Consider the following 15,810-nt stretch of genomic DNA (forward strand, 5'->3'; position numbering starts at 1 on the left):
TTCAGGGATTGCCTTCTGGCTCCAGGATAAACAACATGTGCCGGCGCAGGCTGGCGGTTTTGGTTATCCGCACACCTTCCAACACCGTTTCATAAGGCTGCTGTTCACTCATGGAGCGGAAGCCTTGTGAAATGGTATCGCGCAGCAGTTCAAAGTTCAGTGTCGGGATAACTGCGTTGAGCCATAAACATTCTGCCAGCACCATATCGGCGATGGCGTCTCTGTCGCCCTGATAACGGGCTTGGTATGCCGGGATATCAATATCTAGCGCCAGTTTATAGACCTGATCCTTGCCGTCAGTATTTTCAATGCTCGATACCATCAGACTCATGAAGTGATCCGGATAGTGGTAACGATAAACCCGGAACGTTCCGCCCATTTGGTCGTACATGTAAGCAAGATCCGACACTTCGTATGCGCCGACCGCCGCCGCAATGCTGTCATCGGCGGGGGGATTGCTGTCAAACCAGTCTTGGATTTCCTGTGCTTCCTCTTGAGAAAGCGTTTTCAGGTAGTCCTGCATGCTTTGCCTCTGGAGCTTGTCCGGGACAATGACGATTCCGGGGGCAAGCGCCCGGGCGTTGAGATTATAAGTATCCACAATCTCGTCAACGCTTTTTCCTAACGTTGCGACGCTCCAGTCGAAAGCGTCATGACGGATCACAATCTGGTTGGGTGATGCGGTGGGCTCGCTGGAAGACGTCGCTGGTGTTTGGCTGCAGCCAGCGGCTAGCAGTATCGCGCTCAGGGCAAATGCGCCTGAAGACCAGCGCCAGAAAAGTCGGGGTACCATAATCTGCTCACATTCCGTGTTGAGACTTTTATCCTAGCACGTCCGATAGCGGAATGCGCTGACGCTGACCTTTGCGTCAGGTATAAAAAAACCTTCTCCCCAATCAGGCAGGACTTGGTCTGGGGAGAAGGTTGAAATCGACGCGATTAGATAGTGCTTAGAAGTGGTAGTTCACCATTGCACCAACCGCCCATTGGTTTTTGCTGTCGACCAACGGTGAGTCAGAGATCTCAGAGCCCAGGCGTGAGTATGCGGCAGACTGTGTGACTTCAAGGTTTTTGGTGATTGGCACTACCAACTGGTAACCAGCGCCATATGAGAAGGTACCATCGCCCTTGTACGCTTTGCGGGTTGCTGTCTGCTCTTTGTCGCGAACACCAAAGTAGTAGTCGACGTAATCTTTGCTCTGATACGTCACACCAGCAAATGGCACGAAATCGACAGAGCCCAGTTCAATCACGTGTGCGTATTTTACGCCAGTCAGGAAGCCTTTATAACGGCCCGAAACATCATGTTGATAGAAGGTTGAGACCGTGCCATCGCCCAGTTTAACGTCGGCGTTCAGGCCCATGTCCAGGCTGAGTTTACGGTCTGACATGCCTTTCAGTACGTCGGCGTCTTTGGCTTCGTACATCAGGCCGCTGGTGCCCAAATAGGCGCTCAGGTTCAGCAGATCGTCATTGTTCCCGAAGAAGCGGTAGTTCACGCCGCCAAAGTCAGCGTTGAAATCTTCTCCGTGGTAACCGAAGTTCAGCATAGGTGCCCAGTTTTTGTCCTGGCCCTTGTACAGGTCGTTGCTGTAAGCGGCGCCTGCGCCGACTACCCAACTGCCTTCGTGTGTGTAAATGTTACCGTTGCGAATATAGGTGTCCCCCGCGTAGGCGTGACTAGCAAGTAACGTTGCTGAAATTAGGAGTGCTAGCTTTTTCATCAGATTTACCTTTATTGTGTTCAGGTGATTTGTTTTGAACACTGTACAAAATAAAAGGATCAACGTCTGTCGGGTTGTGTATGGATATGTATGCTGTAAGCCGAAGAACAGTCAGAATGTGTCTGATCGACGGTCAGAGAAAGGCCGGGAGCCTGAACTCCCGGTTGTTTAGTCGATGAAATCGGCGGTTTGAGTAATGCAGTGTTGAGTCAGTTGCTGATAGCAGTTCTGCATGGTTTGAATGAAGTGACTGGCATCCTCAAAATGGCGGATCGGTTCACCGATGACCACGTCACAATTGAATGGGACCAGCATTGCGGTGCCTTTTGGCAGTGAGCGGCCGAGACCGCGCATCACCACTGGTGTGACACTGCACTGTTCGTGCTGTCTGAGTAAGTGATAGATGCCTTTTTTCAAGCCGCTCATGATTTCCGGCTCGCCGCGGCTGCCTTCCGGGAAAATGATCAGAATGTCGCCGTTACGCAGCGCCTGGTGGCACTGGTCGAATATGGCATCTCGCTGCTCCCGGGTCGGAGAGCGGCGGATAGGAATGATGCCAATCACGTTTAATGACAGCCAGGCGATCAGTTTATTCGCCAGAAAGTAATCGGCGGCTGCGACCGGGCGTACCTTGTGAACCATGCTGATTGGAAATAACGCCAGCAACACTAAGGTGTCCAGGTGGCTGTTGTGGTTCGCGGCCACAATCACCGGCCCGTGTGTGGGCAGGTTCTGGCGCTGAATGATATTCAGACCGAGGCCGATAAACACCAGTGGCTTGACAATCAGCAGCACAAACAACATTTTCGGAATCGTTGCCATACGCGCCTCAGTAGTAGAGATAGTAAATGTAATGGAAAAATAGCGGTGCGGTAAACATCAGGCTGTCGATCCTGTCTAATATGCCACCGTGACCAGGAATGAACTGGCTGGTGTCCTTGATTTGCAGATCCCGCTTGACCGAGGAAATCACCAGATCACCGATAAAACCACTGAACGCGATGATCACGCCGGCCACCAAACCTTGCACAGAATTAAGCGGGGTCAGGTAGGGCGCGATAAAGTAGGCCGCGGTGATCACGGTGGCAGCACCGCCGATAAACCCTTCCCAGGTCTTGTTCGGGCTCACTTTTGGCACGATCTTATGTTTGCCGAAAGATTTACCCCATACATACTGACAAACGTCATTGAACTGAGTGAAGACCAGCAAAAATAGCAGCATGCCCATTGAGCCTGCATTCGGATTCAGATCTGGCAGCACCAACAGGTAGGCCATGTGGCTGATACAGAACACCGTCAGCATCAATGCCCAGTGAATGATGCCAGCTGAACGGATAAATCCTTTGGTGTCACCAATCAGCACCATCACCATTGGCAGGTATAAGAAGACGTAGACGGGAATGAAAATGATGAACATGCCATACCAACCAATCGCCAGCCAGTAATACTGGAAAGGAATGGCAAGGTACGCCCAGAAGATCACCCGTCGGTCGGTCATGCGGGTAGGCACAATCGAGAGGAACTCCTTCAGGGCCATAAAACTGAGAAAGCCGACAAAGAACAAGGTGTAGTGCAGCGGCAGGTAAAGCACCACAAAAATGATACCAATCATCCACCACCAAGAGCGGATACGCAGCTTGAGTTCAAGGTAGTCACGGTCTTGATGGCGGCGAGATAGCCACAGATATACCAGAGTGCCGATGATCAGCACACCGAGGATAGCGATCATCAGATACAGAGAATGAGATGGGATCTTAGTCATGGGTATTCGTCTCCTGTGCTGCGGCCTGATGGGCTTTCGCATGGAAGATGCCACTTAGACGGCGCCAGGTGGTGATAATCGCTCCCACCACCATTACTGTCAGTGCTGCGTCCATTAAATAGCCAAACCAAGCTGGAAGAAGTGCGAATTGGTGATGAACGAACAGCAGCATCAAAGTGATTGTCAACAGCGCCATACGGTGCTGTTTGGCCATCGGGCCTCTGAAATCGGCGTCGCAGCCCATACTCACACCCAGTACCCGGACGTAAGCAGTCAGCACCGCGAGTAACGCGGCCAGCCACGCCAAAGACATGGCAAACTCCGACTGAGCCGCCAACCCGGCAGCCACAATAAACAGAGGATCGGCGATCCGATCCGGCACGTCGTTAAACAGTTCACCAGCCGGCGTTTTTTTCCCGCCTTCGACCGCGACCATGCCATCAAACAGATTACACAATAGCCGTAGTTGGATGCATGCGGCGGCAGCGAGCAACCAGAGCGCATGGTGTCCGTTATCATAGGCCACCAGAGTGGCGGCACCGAGCAGCGCAAAAACGATGCTCATCAGAGAGATGTGATTCGGAGTGATGTTTTTGCGACTGAGCCATACGGCGACTCGTCGGGTTAGGGCCACATCGCGCACGGCCAACGGCCGGCGGTTTGCATCCGAATCTGGCTGGTTATCCATATAAGCCTCACAGACATTGAGAAATAATTAAAATAAGTGCGCTGCATTATATGAGAATAAGTGCATTCAAAAACATTATTTTTGTCGCTTTGTTGTACAAATTCGGAATAAGTCGTGGCAGTGATGCCGCCACGGCTGCGTAATTTTTGTGATGAAATCCATCGTCTTAAGATTGATACTTGCCGTTTCCCCTTTTTGTGAAGAAAAGTAAACTTGACATATAGTAAGTCAGGCTTACTATTTGGTGTGAAGTTAATCACGTTTCTTATTCATTACAGGTGGCGATCATGGGACAGATTCATGTGGGGTATTTGCTTTCGGATGTATGGCGCTTGATCCGCAAGCGTTTTCATCAAGACCCTAATATTCAGGCCATGACGCTTTCACAAGCGAAAGCGCTGAACCTGATTTCACGTCACGAAGGCATCAAACAGGTCGAACTAGCGGATCTGTTAGAGATCAAACCCATGAGTGTCGTGCGGGTAATTGACCAACTGGTCAGCGAGGGCCTAGTCGAGCGGCGTCCTAACCCCAATGACCGCCGCGCCCATTTGTTGTACCTCAAGCCTGCCGCCAGTGAGCAACTGGCCATCATCAGTTCGGTTGGCAATACCATCTGGGCGGATGCACTCGAGGGCCTGAGTGAAGAAGAGAAAAACCAGTTTATTCGCACACTCAACCGAATTCACCACAATCTCGCGAAGTAAGTGAGGAAAATGACATGTCTCAACCAGTGACAACAAATCCCGAAGCCAGTCAGCTTGCGCCCAAAAATCACAAGAAAAAACGTCTGATGCTGTTGTTGGTCGTCCCAGCCATCGCCATTGCGGCGTCAGTGGGCATTTACATGCATGGTGGCCGCTATGTGGAAACCGACAACGCGTACGTCAAAGCCGACAAAACGCTGATCAACGCAGAAGTGTCCGGCCGGATCATCAATGTGCCGGTGGATGAAAATCAACCAGTGAAAGCCGGCGATCTCTTGTTCCAGATTGATCCCGAACCTTATGAGATAGCGGTTGCCCAGGCACAGGCAAACCTGAAGAGTACGGCAGTGGACCTCAATACCACCAAAGCCGAATATGACAGCAAGTTGGCCAACATTGACACCTCACGCAGTCAGTTGGCGTACGCCAAACGTGAAGAAAAGCGTCAGGCGAACCTGAAGAAAAACGGTTACAGCTCAGACTCACAGTACGATGCGGCGCATCAGAAAACGCTGTTGATGGAGCTGGAAGTCAACACCTTACAAAAACAACTCAAACAGGTAGAAGCCAGCTACGGCGGCGACATTCGGGCACCGATCGAAACCAACCCACACTATAAGAAAGCGCAGGCCGATCTGGCGAAAGCAGAAAACGATCTGAAGCACGTGAATGTGTATGCGCCGGCCGACGGGGTGGTGAGCAAAGTGATAGAGAAAGGGGAGTACGCCTCTCCGGGCACGATCGCAATGGTTCTGGTGGCCGATTCGCACCTCTGGGTCGAAGCCAACTTTACTGAAAAAGAGCTGACGAACATTCGTCAGGGACAGGAGGTGGAAATCAACGTTGATTATGCACCGGATTATACCTGGCATGGCAAAGTGGCCAGTCTGAGCCCTGCCACGGGAGCGGAGTTTTCGGTTATTCCGGCTCAGAACGCCACCGGTAACTGGGTTAAGATTACTCAGCGGGTTCCTGTCCGTATCCAGATTGAAGATGCTCAAGATGCACCCACGCTGCGTGCTGGTTTGAGTGCGGTGGTGACGGTGGACACCCAGCATCATCGCGAGCTTTCGCTCTGATAAGGAGGGCACATGGCTGTTGCTGAACGCGCTCCTGTGGAACAGGGCGATATAGCCAAACGCGGATTTGTCACCCTGTCGGTGATGCTCGCCACCATTATGCAGGCATTGGATACCACCATTGCCAATGTAGCGTTGCCCCATATGCGAGGTGCGATGGGAGCAACACAGGATCAGATCTCCTGGGTACTGACGTCTTACATCGTGGCAGCCGCGATTGCGATGCCGTTGACCGGTTTTGTTGCCGCGCGAATCGGGCGCAAACGTCTGTTTAGCTACTCAGTGATTGGTTTTACGGTCGCGTCGATGTTGTGTGGTGCGGCGCAGTCACTGGAACAAATCGTGCTGTTCCGTTTGTTACAGGGGATATTTGGGGCCAGTCTGGTGCCGCTGTCTCAGTCGGTGCTGTTGGACACGTACCCGCGTGAACAACACGGGTCGGCGATGGCGATGTGGGGCGTCGGCGTGATGGTCGGGCCTATCCTCGGCCCCTCGCTGGGCGGCTGGCTGACCGAATATTACAACTGGCGCTGGGTGTTTTACATCAATATCCCGTTTGGCATTCTGGCCTGGATGGGGATCTCAGCCTTCGTCAAAGAGACGGAGTTGGATCCCAAGCGTCGTTTTGATCTGTTCGGTTTTGCTTTGCTCAGTCTGGCGATCGGCAGTCTGCAGATGTTTCTTGACCGGGGGGAGTCGCAAAACTGGTTTGAGAGCATGGAGATAGTGCTTGAGGCGGCGCTGGCCGGCTTAACCATGTATCTGTTTATCGCTCATATGTTTACGGCTCGTAAGCCGTTCCTGGAACCGCAAATGTTCAGGGACCGAAATTTCAGCGTCGGGTTGTTATTTGGCTTTATGCTCGGGGTGATCCTGCTGGCGACCATGGCACTGCTGCCGCCGTTTTTGCAGGGATTGATGAATTATCCGGTGATTGATGTCGGTATTTTGCTGACCCCACGCGGTTTTGGCACCATGGCAGGAATGATGATTGTCGGCCGGATTGCCAATAAAGTTGACCTGCGTTACGTGATTGCTATCGGTTTGCTGCTGATGATCGTGTCGTTGTGGGAGATGACACTGTTTTCGGTCGATGTGACCAAATGGGACATCATCCGGACCGGGATTGTACAAGGCTTGGGGCTGGGGTTGACGTTTGTGCCGCTGTCTACGCTGACGTTCTCAACGCTGCCGGCATCGTTTCGTAATGAAGGTACGGCGCTGTTCAGCTTGATTCGTAACATCGGCAGCAGTATCGGTATTTCGATTGTGACCACTTACTTATCGCATCGGATGCAGATCAATCATGCGGTATTTTCAGAGTACATCACGCCGTTTAATACAGGCCTGCAACAGGCGATGCAACATGGTATGTACAACATTCACTCGGACATCGGTTTGGTCAGCGTCAACACAGAAGTCACCCGTCAGGCGGCTATTCTCGGGTATCTGCAGGATTTTCGGTTCATGATGTTTGTGGTGCTGGCGATGTTTCCGTTGCTGGGGCTATTGAGTAAACCCCAGCGCAGAGCGTAATACGAGCGGCACCTTGTCAGTAAAACCCGGCTTAGGCCGGGTTTTTATTTGCCTGAAGGTAACGTGAGAGTTGTGTCGTTAAGGGGGATTGTTCATAATGTTACATGTAACATTACTGATAATTCACACGTTTATGGCGCAAGCAAACAAGAAAACCCGCACCACACTGCAAGATGTCGCCGATCAGGTTGGCGTCACGAAAATGACCGTATCGCGCTATATGCGTAATCCCGAATCGGTGGCTGAGAAAACCCGCGAAAAAATTGCCAGGGTGATTGAAGAGATGGGCTACATCGAGAACCGCGCGCCGGCGATGTTGTCAAAGTCATCCAGTAAAGCCATTGGGATTTTGCTGCCTTCTTTGTCCAACCAGATTTTTGCCTCATTCGTACAGGGAATTGAATCGGTGACCAACGCCAACGGATACGAAACGCTGATTGCCCACTTCAGTTACGATCAGGACGAAGAGGAGCGCAAAATTGCGTCGCTGTTGTCGTATCAGGTTGACGGCCTTATTCTGACCGAAAGCCACCACACCAAACGCACCTTGCAGATGATCCAGAGCGCCGGTGTGCCTGTGGTTGAAACCATGGAGCTGCCGGAGCATCCGATTGATATGGCCGTGGGAATGAACCACGTCGACGCGTCCTATCAGGCGGTAAAACAGATGCTGGCGGCGGGTAAGCGCACCATCGTGTATTTTGGCGCGCGGCTGGATACCCGGACCAAACTGCGGATGCAGGGCTACGATCAAGCGATGCAGGAAGCCGGGCTGACCCCAAAACACATACTGACGGGGGACCATTCGAGCTTCTCTTTGGCGCAAACCTTGTTGGATACGGCGCTGCAACAGTATCCGCAACTAGACGGTGTGTTCTGCACCAACGACGATATCGCCATCGGCACCATTTTGTCTGCGCAGCAGCGGGGGATGGAGGTGCCGGCACAACTGTCGGTCGTTGGCTACAACGCGCTGGACATCGGCCAAAGTATCCGGCCAAAGCTCACCAGTGTGGATACTCCGCGTTACGAGATCGGTGAGCGAAGTGCGGAACTGCTGATTGCCGCGCTCAAAGGGACACGGCCTGAGCAGTGTCGGGTGGATATTGGTTACCGAATTACCGATGGTGACAGCGTCTGAGCCGCTGCGGGATTGTGAGGGAGTGTGATGTCACATCAGTTGGACAATTTGGATCTCGATCTGATGCGCTTACTCAAAGCGGTGGTCGATAACAAGAGCATTAAACTGGCCGCGATGCAGTTGGGTATTTCTCAGCCCAGTGCCAGTCGAGGAGTGATGAAGCTCAAACAGGTGTTCAATGACCCGTTGTTTGTGCGCAAAGCGCACGGCGTGGAGCCGTCGCCGATGGCGGTGCGTCTGGCGGCTGAGTTTGACAACATGCTGGCGCCATTGGAAAAAGTGCTGCTCGAATTTGAGGAGTTTGATCCCGAGCGTTATACCGGTCATATCTCGCTGGTGGTGGATCCGTATTTGATGGACGAGCAAGGCCAGACCTTGCTGACCTGTTGCTATCAGGCATTTCCTCAGGCCACGTTTACCTTCGCCAGCTGGACAGCCTACAGCCAGGATGAAATGCTGGAAGGGGTTCACGACTACTGCATCCTCGATCAGGAAACTGACATCGCAAAAGACATTTACATGCGTCCGTTGTTCAGTGAAAAAAGAGTCATACTGGCTCGGAAAAATCACCCCACTCTGAGCGAAACCAACGACTGGGAAACAGTGGCGAGTTTGCCACTGGTCTCATTGCCAGCTCCAGCGTCGTACAAACCACTGTGTACGGTCGAGTCTGAATACCAGCGCATGGGGTACGAGCCGGATGTGGTGTTGAAGTCTTATAATCTACGGGTCGCGTGTCAGATGTTGCTGGAAACCAATGCGATCATGTTTGCCAGCAACAGCTCAGCCCGCCTGATGCCCGAACTGGCGTCTTATACCATGCCGCCTGTCAATCGGGAGTTCAGCCATTTTGTTGTATCCGGAGGATATTTACAGGTCTACCGAAATCATCCGTTGCATCAGTACCTCCATCAAGTCCTACAGCAGGTATTTGCCCAGTAAGGTGCATGGATTTGCTTAATAAGATATTCAAAAATGAATATCTCAATTACCTGTTCTCTTTTCTTACTGCACGATAATCTTGAAACCACAGAAGAGAAGAGTTGCTTTATATCTTACCAATCTGACGTTTCAATTATTCCGTCTGGCCAGACGTATCAGTTAAACCCAGCTGTAATACGCAATTCTCCGTTATGCATATTTTTAAGAACTTGTAGAAGGTGAATTATGTTTCTTGCACGAATATTTCTGTTATTAGCCATCTCGGCTGAGGTGGCGGGCACCAGTACCATGAAGCTGATTGGCGTGCATGGTTCCTTGTGGGGCTATGTTGTGATGTACGCTCTGATTTCGGTGTCGTATTACTTTCTTTCACTGGCGGCGAAGAAGATCGCCATCGGTGTGGCGTACGCGGTTTGGGAAGGGCTGGGCATTGCTCTGATCACCCTGGTGGCGCTGTTCCTGTTCGATGCAGATTTGAACGCTCAGGAGCTGATTGGCTTGGCGATGGCCGTTGTCGGAATTGTGATGGTGACCAGTGGGGAGCAGCACAGTACCCCAGCCGACAAGACATCGATCTCAACGACGGTGAGGTGTGAATCATGAATCAATTTATGACGCTCTCGTTTGGTTTTGTGGTGCTGGCGGCGATTGTCGACATTATGGCCAACATGGCGCTGACCCGCTCGGATGGTTTTCGCCATAAAATCTGGGGTGTGACAGCGATTGCCTTGGTACTGGCTGCCTTTACCCTGTTAGCTCAGGCTGTGAAAGAGATTGATCTGGCCGTGGCGTATGCCTCCTGGGGAGCGATTGGTATCCTCGGCACGGCTGTGGGCGGTTCAATCCTGTTTAAGCAAAAACTCAAACCGATAGGCTGGGCTGGGATCTTTGTTGTCATTATGGCGGTGGTGGTGATGAAAACGGCCTAAGCGCAAAACAAAGAAAGGGCGGAAAAACCGCCCTTTTTCATTTTCCAATCACACGATGAAACTGGCTCCGTCCTCTGCGCTGGACACCGTTTGTCGCATCACCCGAAACAGATCGCGCCCCCAGGTGGACTGGTCAGTATCGGCGTTGGTTTCCCCAGCCTGACGCCCGTCCATCTCAGAGAGATTTTGTAACACGCCAGACTGGCAGTCGAGCCGCACCATATCGCCATTTTTGATCAGACCAATCGCACCACCACGCAGGGCTTCTGGTGAAACATGAATCGCGGAAGGGATCTTGCCCGAGGCGCCAGACAGACGCCCGTCCGTCACCAACGCAACCTGATAACCCGCCTTTTGAATGTTCCCCAGAATCGGCATCAGCTTGTGTAGCTCTGGCATACCGTTGGCCGCCGGACCATTGTGTGTCACGACGACGACACAATCACGATTGAGCGCTCCCCGTTGATAGGCTGCCTCGACCTCATGTTGACAGCGAAATACCACGGCAGGCGCTTCAATGCACTGCTGATCCTGTTTCACCGCCGATACCTTGATCACCGCACGTCCGAGGTTGCCACTGAGCACCCGGGTGCCACCCGTGTTCTGGAAAACCTCACCGTCTGCGGCGATCACCTCGGCATTCTGTGTCCCATGGCAAGCCGTCCAGCCCAGCTTGCCATGGACTAAGTCTGGTTGGCTGAGCTGATCATCAAAGGTGCCGAATACGGGGGTGACGTCGCGGTGAAGCAACTGTGACAGATCCAGCCTTCTCATCAGGGCGGGGACGCCGCCGGCTTGCTGGAAGGCATTCATGTCTGCCGGACCGTTTGGGTATACCCTGGCCAGCAACGGGACCACATCCGACAGGTCACTGATATCTTGCCAGGTCAGCATCAGACCAGCCGCCCGGGCAACCGCGACCATGTGAATGGTGTGGTTGGTGCTGCCACCAGAGGCGAGTAAGGCGACGATGCCATTGATCAGGCTGTGCGCTGTGACCACATCGGCCAGTGGCCTGAAATGGGCAGAGCCGGATGTCATGGCGGCGACTTTTATTGCCGCTGCGTCGGTCAATGCCTGGCGAAGCGGCGAATGTGGGTGAACAAACGCCGAGCCGGGCAACATCAGCCCCATGGCTTCAAAAACCAGCTGATTGGTGTTGGCGGTGCCATAGAACGTGCAGGTGCCGGGGGAGTGGTAGGCGCGGCATTCCATGTCCAGTAGCTTTTCCTTACCCACTTCGCCTGCGGCGTATTTCTGGCGAATATCCACTTTTTCTTCGTTACTGATCCCGGTTGCCATCAGGCCGGCGGGTACAAAGGCGGTGGGCAGGTGGGCATAACTGAGTGCGCCCATCAGTTGACCGGGCGCGATTTTGTCACAGATCCCAAGCAGCAGGGTTGCATCGAAAACGTTGTGGCTGAGTGACAGCGCCGTGGCCTGAGCGATCAGATCGCGCGAGAACAGTGACATGTCCATGCCCGGCTGCCCTTGAGTGACGCCGTCGCACATGGCGGGCACGCCTCCCGCAACCTGAGCGGTATGCCCATACTGGGCGAGCACCGCTTTGATTTGATCCGGATAGTGCTGGTAGGGCTGATGTGCACTCAACATGTCGTTGTAAGCGTTGATCAGCGCGACATTGGCGTGGGTAAAGTCGAGGATCTGTTTTTTTTCGCTTGAGCAGGAGGCGGCGACGGCGTGCGCCAGATTGCCACAGGATAAACCAGTGCGGCCCTTGCCAGTCCGGGCCTGCTCTTGTGTGCGGCACAGAAACGCAGCGCGCGAGTCTCGACTGCGCTCAATCAACCGCTCAGTCACGGCAAGGACGGTCGGATGGGTCATGCGGCGGCCTCACTCTGTTTGAGCAACAGTTCTGCGGCGTGCGCCACCACGTCATCAATCGATCCCTCGATGCTGACCACTAGTGTGCCTGCTTCGTTGTCCGGGCGCTCCAGTGTTTCGAACTGGCTTTTGACCATGTTCTCTTTCATAAAGTGCCCCTGACGCTGGCGCATACGTTCAAGGATCAGCGCCATATCGCCATCCAGAAATAAGAACGTGACATTCTGGTTGCCATCGCGGATCTGGTCACGGTACTTCTGCTTAAGGGCGGAACAGACGATAATGCCGTGCTCATTCTTGTTTTCCAGGCTGTAGGCAGCATCACGAATGCGCTCCAACCACGGTTTCCGATCGTCATCATCCAGCGGTTGGCCCGAGGCCATTTTTTGAATATTTGCTCTAGGGTGGAGGTCATCACCATCGATGAATTTACGTCCCAGCTTTGCTGCCAGTTGTTCACCAATTGTACTTTTACCACAAGCACATACGCCCATTACAATGACGCTACTACCAGCCATAACGACTCCTTTAAACCAAATTTGCGCGTGATCTCATTTTTAAAATTCACTTCAAAATATGGGTTTATCTTATTTATGTTATCGGTAACATGTTACCGGTAACGTAAATAAATGTGAACTATAACACAAACAATAATTCTGAAAGGTGAACACATGGAGCACATCGCCCAAACATCAGATCCTACGTATCTGTTAACCGTGGCAGCGATAGCAATTGCAGCGCTGCTGGTCTTAATCATTAAGCTGAAAGTTCACGCTTTCGCTTCTTTAACTCTGGTCAGTTTAGGCACTGCCATCGCCACTGGCGTCACCACGGACAAAGTGGTGCCGACCATGCTGAGTGGTTTTGGCGGCACACTGGCTTCGGTGGCATTGCTGGTTGGCCTGGGAGCCATGATCGGTAAGATTTTAGAAGTGACGGGCGGTGCAAAAGTACTGGCCGACACTCTGATTGGCCGCTTCGGAGAAAAGCGTGCGCCGCTAGCGCTTGGGATAGCGTCTTTGTTGTTTGGCTTCCCCATCTTCTTTGATGCGGGATTGGTTGTGATGATGCCGATCATTTTCAGTGTCGCGAAGCGTTTCGGTGGCTCTCCGCTGAAATATGCGTTGCCATCGGCTGGTGCTTTTGCTGTGATGCACGCCTTTGTGCCGCCTCACCCAGGCCCGGTTGCCGCGGCGGATCTGCTCGGCGCTAACATCGGTCTGCTGTTGTTCATCGGTATTCTGGTTGCGATCCCGACTTGGTATCTGGGTGCCTACCTGTTTGGTCTCTATTCAGGGAAGAAGTTCGATATTCCGCTGTCGAAAGCGTTTTTCAACACCGATGCCATTATCGATGAAGCCAAATTGCCTAAGTTTGCCACCGTCATGACCATCCTGATCCTGCCAGTGTTGCTGATTTGTCTCGACACGGGGTTGAATACGCTCTCCGTAGCGGGGGTCATTGACGGTCAGTCTCCGGCGGTCGAGCTGCTGCGTATGCTGGGTAAAACGCCAATCGCGCTATTGATCACACTGCTTGCCTGTATGCTGGTGTTTGCTAAAGATTACGGTATGGCGAAGTTGGAAAAATTGTGTGGTGACTCTCTGGCGCCGATCTGTGCCGTGATTCTGGTGACAGGTGCAGGTGGGATGTTCGGTGGCGTTTTACGTGCGAGCGGTATTGGTGATGCACTGGCGGGCGTGCTGGCTGATACGGGGATGCCTGTGATTGTGGCAGCGTTTGTGATCTCAACCTGTTTGCGTGTGGCGCAGGGCTCTGCAACGGTGGCGCTGACCACCACGGCGGCCCTGATTGCGCCAACGATCGCCGCCACAGTAGGCTTGAGTGAACTGGATCTGTGCTTTATCGTGATCGCCATTGCTGGTGGCGCAACCGTCCTGTCACACTTTAACGACTCAGGTTTCTGGCTGGTGTCACGCCTGCTGGAAATGGATGAAAAAACCACACTGAAGACGTGGACAGTGATGGAAACTTTACTTGGTGGCATCGCATTTATTATCGTTGCAACATTAAGCTTTATTCTTTAGAGGTTCTTTATGACAACCATTGAACAACGATTGAGAGAAATCAAAATCGTCCCTGTAATCGCGATCAATGACGTCGCCCAAGCTGTGCCGCTGGCGAAAGTACTGGTAGAAAATGGCCTGCCGTGTGCAGAAGTGACCTTCCGCACGGACGTGGCCGCAGAGTCAATTCGCCAGATGCGTCAGGCGTATCCGGAGCTGCTGATCGGGGCGGGGACGGTACTGACGACCGCGCAAGTGGATCAGGCTATTGACGCCGGCGCAGATTTTATTGTCAGCCCGGGGCTGAATCCGACCACGGTGAAATATTGCCAGCAACGTGGCATTGCGATCATCCCGGGGGTCAACAACCCAAGTTTGGTTGAGCAGGCAATGGAGCTCGGCCTGCGTACGCTGAAATTCTTCCCGGCTGAGCCATCAGGCGGTGTCTCGATGCTCAAAGCACTGACGGCCGTTTATCCGGTGAACTTTATGCCTACCGGTGGCGTAAACCCGAATAATGTAGCCAACTACCTGGCTCTGAATTCAGTGGTGGCTTGTGGCGGAACCTGGATGGTGCCGACCGACCTGATGGACAAGGGAGACTGGGCAGGTATTGCCGAACTGGTGCGCGCTTTATAGGGCGTGTGCGGCACGAATACGAAAACGGCGACCGAAGGTCGCCGTTTTTTTGTTTATAGATTTTGCCTATCGAATAGATAGTTACAAGCAATTTTCTTTAAGTAGGGGAGCATGGGAATATAGTTTCCGAAAGCAAGACATGGCAAAGCCAATAACTAAAAGGAAAGCAAAGATTATGATTAATACTAAGATCAAACCATTTAGCGCAACAGCATACAAATCTGGCGATTTCGTTGACATTACAGAACAAGATGTTTTGGGCAAATGGGCGGTATTTTTCTTCTACCCAGCGGACTTTACATTCGTTTGTCCGACTGAGCTGGGCGACCTGGCTGACCACTACGAAGAGCTACAAAAGCGCGGCGTAGAAGTGTACTCAGTGTCGACTGACACTCACTTCACGCACAAAGCATGGCACGACAGCTCAGACACTATTGGCAAAATCAACTACTTCATGCTGGGTGACCAGACTGGCACCATCACCAACAACTTTGGTGTGATGCGTGAAGGTCAGGGTCTGGCAGACCGTGCGACTTTCCTGGTTGACCCAGAAGGTGTGATTCAGGCGATGGAAATCACCGCCGAAGGCATCGGCCGTGACGCAGAAGATCTGATGCGTAAAGTGAAAGCGGCTCAATACGTTGCGGCTCACCCAGGCGAAGTATGCCCGGCTAAATGGAAAGAAGGCGAAGAAACGCTGGCGCCTTCTCTGGACCTGGTTGGCAAAATCTAACCACGCCTAATCTATAAACATTTGATTACGTTTTAAATTAAAGAGTGGACCGAGTGTT

At 52.6% G+C, this 15,810-nt stretch carries 17 protein-coding genes; 10 read left to right on the forward strand and 7 right to left on the reverse strand.

The window, feature by feature from the left end; translation table 11 throughout:
• Position 1: 1 nt before the first annotated feature.
• The 5 genes from VPR01S_RS14135 to VPR01S_RS14155 form a co-directional block, all read right to left on the reverse strand.
• A complete protein-coding gene (locus VPR01S_RS14135; RefSeq protein WP_040902801.1) occupies positions 2-793 on the reverse strand; it encodes a hypothetical protein in 792 nt (263 codons plus the stop codon).
• Between the two features lie 157 nt (positions 794-950).
• Positions 951-1,724 carry an outer membrane protein OmpV gene (ompV, locus tag VPR01S_RS14140; RefSeq protein ID WP_021706029.1) on the reverse strand — a complete coding sequence of 258 codons (774 nt, stop codon included), beginning with the start codon at positions 1,722-1,724 and terminating at the stop codon, positions 951-953.
• A gap of 168 nt (positions 1,725-1,892) precedes the next feature.
• Positions 1,893-2,546, reverse strand: a complete 654-nt coding sequence (locus VPR01S_RS14145; protein WP_021706030.1) for a lysophospholipid acyltransferase family protein — start codon at positions 2,544-2,546, stop codon at positions 1,893-1,895.
• 7 nt (positions 2,547-2,553) lie between these two features.
• Entirely contained in the window at positions 2,554-3,486 is a 933-nt protein-coding gene (locus tag VPR01S_RS14150) for a phosphatidate cytidylyltransferase (protein ID WP_021706031.1), read from the reverse strand.
• Positions 3,479-4,174, reverse strand: a complete 696-nt coding sequence (locus VPR01S_RS14155; RefSeq protein WP_021706032.1) for a CDP-alcohol phosphatidyltransferase family protein — start codon at positions 4,172-4,174, stop codon at positions 3,479-3,481. Before VPR01S_RS14155 ends, VPR01S_RS14150 begins: the two co-directional genes overlap by 8 nt.
• A gap of 287 nt (positions 4,175-4,461) precedes the next feature.
• Between VPR01S_RS14155 and VPR01S_RS14160 the strand changes: the two genes are divergently transcribed.
• The 7 genes from VPR01S_RS14160 to mdtI all read left to right on the forward strand — a co-directional run bounded on the left by VPR01S_RS14160 (position 4,462) and on the right by mdtI (position 10,508).
• Positions 4,462-4,881: a MarR family winged helix-turn-helix transcriptional regulator gene (locus VPR01S_RS14160; protein WP_021706033.1), complete on the forward strand. Its 420-nt coding sequence runs from the start codon at positions 4,462-4,464 to the stop codon at positions 4,879-4,881.
• Positions 4,882-4,895: 14 nt separating this feature from the next.
• Positions 4,896-5,960: an HlyD family secretion protein gene (locus VPR01S_RS14165; RefSeq protein ID WP_021706034.1), complete on the forward strand. Its 1,065-nt coding sequence runs from the start codon at positions 4,896-4,898 to the stop codon at positions 5,958-5,960.
• 12 nt (positions 5,961-5,972) lie between these two features.
• Positions 5,973-7,496, forward strand: a complete 1,524-nt coding sequence (locus VPR01S_RS14170) for a DHA2 family efflux MFS transporter permease subunit (RefSeq protein ID WP_021706035.1) — start codon at positions 5,973-5,975, stop codon at positions 7,494-7,496.
• A 133-nt stretch (positions 7,497-7,629) separates the two neighbouring features.
• Positions 7,630-8,637 (forward strand): substrate-binding domain-containing protein, encoded by a 1,008-nt coding sequence (locus VPR01S_RS14175; protein ID WP_040902829.1) that lies wholly within the window; start codon positions 7,630-7,632, stop codon positions 8,635-8,637.
• 27 nt (positions 8,638-8,664) lie between these two features.
• The gene (locus VPR01S_RS14180; RefSeq protein WP_021706037.1) at positions 8,665-9,579 is read left to right on the forward strand and encodes a LysR family transcriptional regulator; all 915 of its coding nucleotides are present in this window, start codon (positions 8,665-8,667) and stop codon (positions 9,577-9,579) included.
• A gap of 225 nt (positions 9,580-9,804) precedes the next feature.
• Positions 9,805-10,182 (forward strand): SMR family transporter, encoded by a 378-nt coding sequence (locus tag VPR01S_RS14185; RefSeq protein ID WP_021706038.1) that lies wholly within the window; start codon positions 9,805-9,807, stop codon positions 10,180-10,182.
• Positions 10,179-10,508, forward strand: coding sequence for a multidrug/spermidine efflux SMR transporter subunit MdtI (gene mdtI, locus VPR01S_RS14190; RefSeq protein ID WP_021706039.1), 330 nt, complete (start codon positions 10,179-10,181; stop codon positions 10,506-10,508). The genes VPR01S_RS14185 and mdtI overlap by 4 nt, the downstream gene beginning before the upstream one ends.
• A 48-nt stretch (positions 10,509-10,556) precedes the next feature.
• Here mdtI and edd read toward each other — a convergent pair whose 3' ends face one another.
• Both edd and VPR01S_RS14200 read right to left on the reverse strand, forming a co-directional pair.
• Positions 10,557-12,353, reverse strand: a complete 1,797-nt coding sequence (gene edd, locus VPR01S_RS14195) for a phosphogluconate dehydratase (protein WP_021706040.1) — start codon at positions 12,351-12,353, stop codon at positions 10,557-10,559.
• Positions 12,350-12,871 carry a gluconokinase gene (locus tag VPR01S_RS14200; protein WP_021706041.1) on the reverse strand — a complete coding sequence of 174 codons (522 nt, stop codon included), beginning with the start codon at positions 12,869-12,871 and terminating at the stop codon, positions 12,350-12,352. Before VPR01S_RS14200 ends, edd begins: the two co-directional genes overlap by 4 nt.
• 153 nt (positions 12,872-13,024) lie before the next feature.
• On the opposite strand from VPR01S_RS14200, the gene VPR01S_RS14205 reads away from it, so the two are divergent.
• The 3 genes from VPR01S_RS14205 (at position 13,025) to ahpC (ending at position 15,752) form a co-directional block, all read left to right on the forward strand.
• Positions 13,025-14,401: a GntP family permease gene (locus VPR01S_RS14205; RefSeq protein WP_021706042.1), complete on the forward strand. Its 1,377-nt coding sequence runs from the start codon at positions 13,025-13,027 to the stop codon at positions 14,399-14,401.
• Positions 14,402-14,410: 9 nt separating this feature from the next.
• Positions 14,411-15,019: a bifunctional 4-hydroxy-2-oxoglutarate aldolase/2-dehydro-3-deoxy-phosphogluconate aldolase gene (locus tag VPR01S_RS14210; protein ID WP_021706043.1), complete on the forward strand. Its 609-nt coding sequence runs from the start codon at positions 14,411-14,413 to the stop codon at positions 15,017-15,019.
• A gap of 175 nt (positions 15,020-15,194) precedes the next feature.
• Positions 15,195-15,752 (forward strand): alkyl hydroperoxide reductase subunit C, encoded by a 558-nt coding sequence (ahpC, locus tag VPR01S_RS14215; RefSeq protein WP_021706044.1) that lies wholly within the window; start codon positions 15,195-15,197, stop codon positions 15,750-15,752.
• The last annotated feature ends 58 nt before the right edge of the window (positions 15,753-15,810 follow it).

The sequence above is a fragment of the Vibrio proteolyticus NBRC 13287 genome (assembly GCF_000467125.1).
GTDB classification, from domain to species: Bacteria; Pseudomonadota; Gammaproteobacteria; order Enterobacterales; family Vibrionaceae; genus Vibrio; species Vibrio proteolyticus.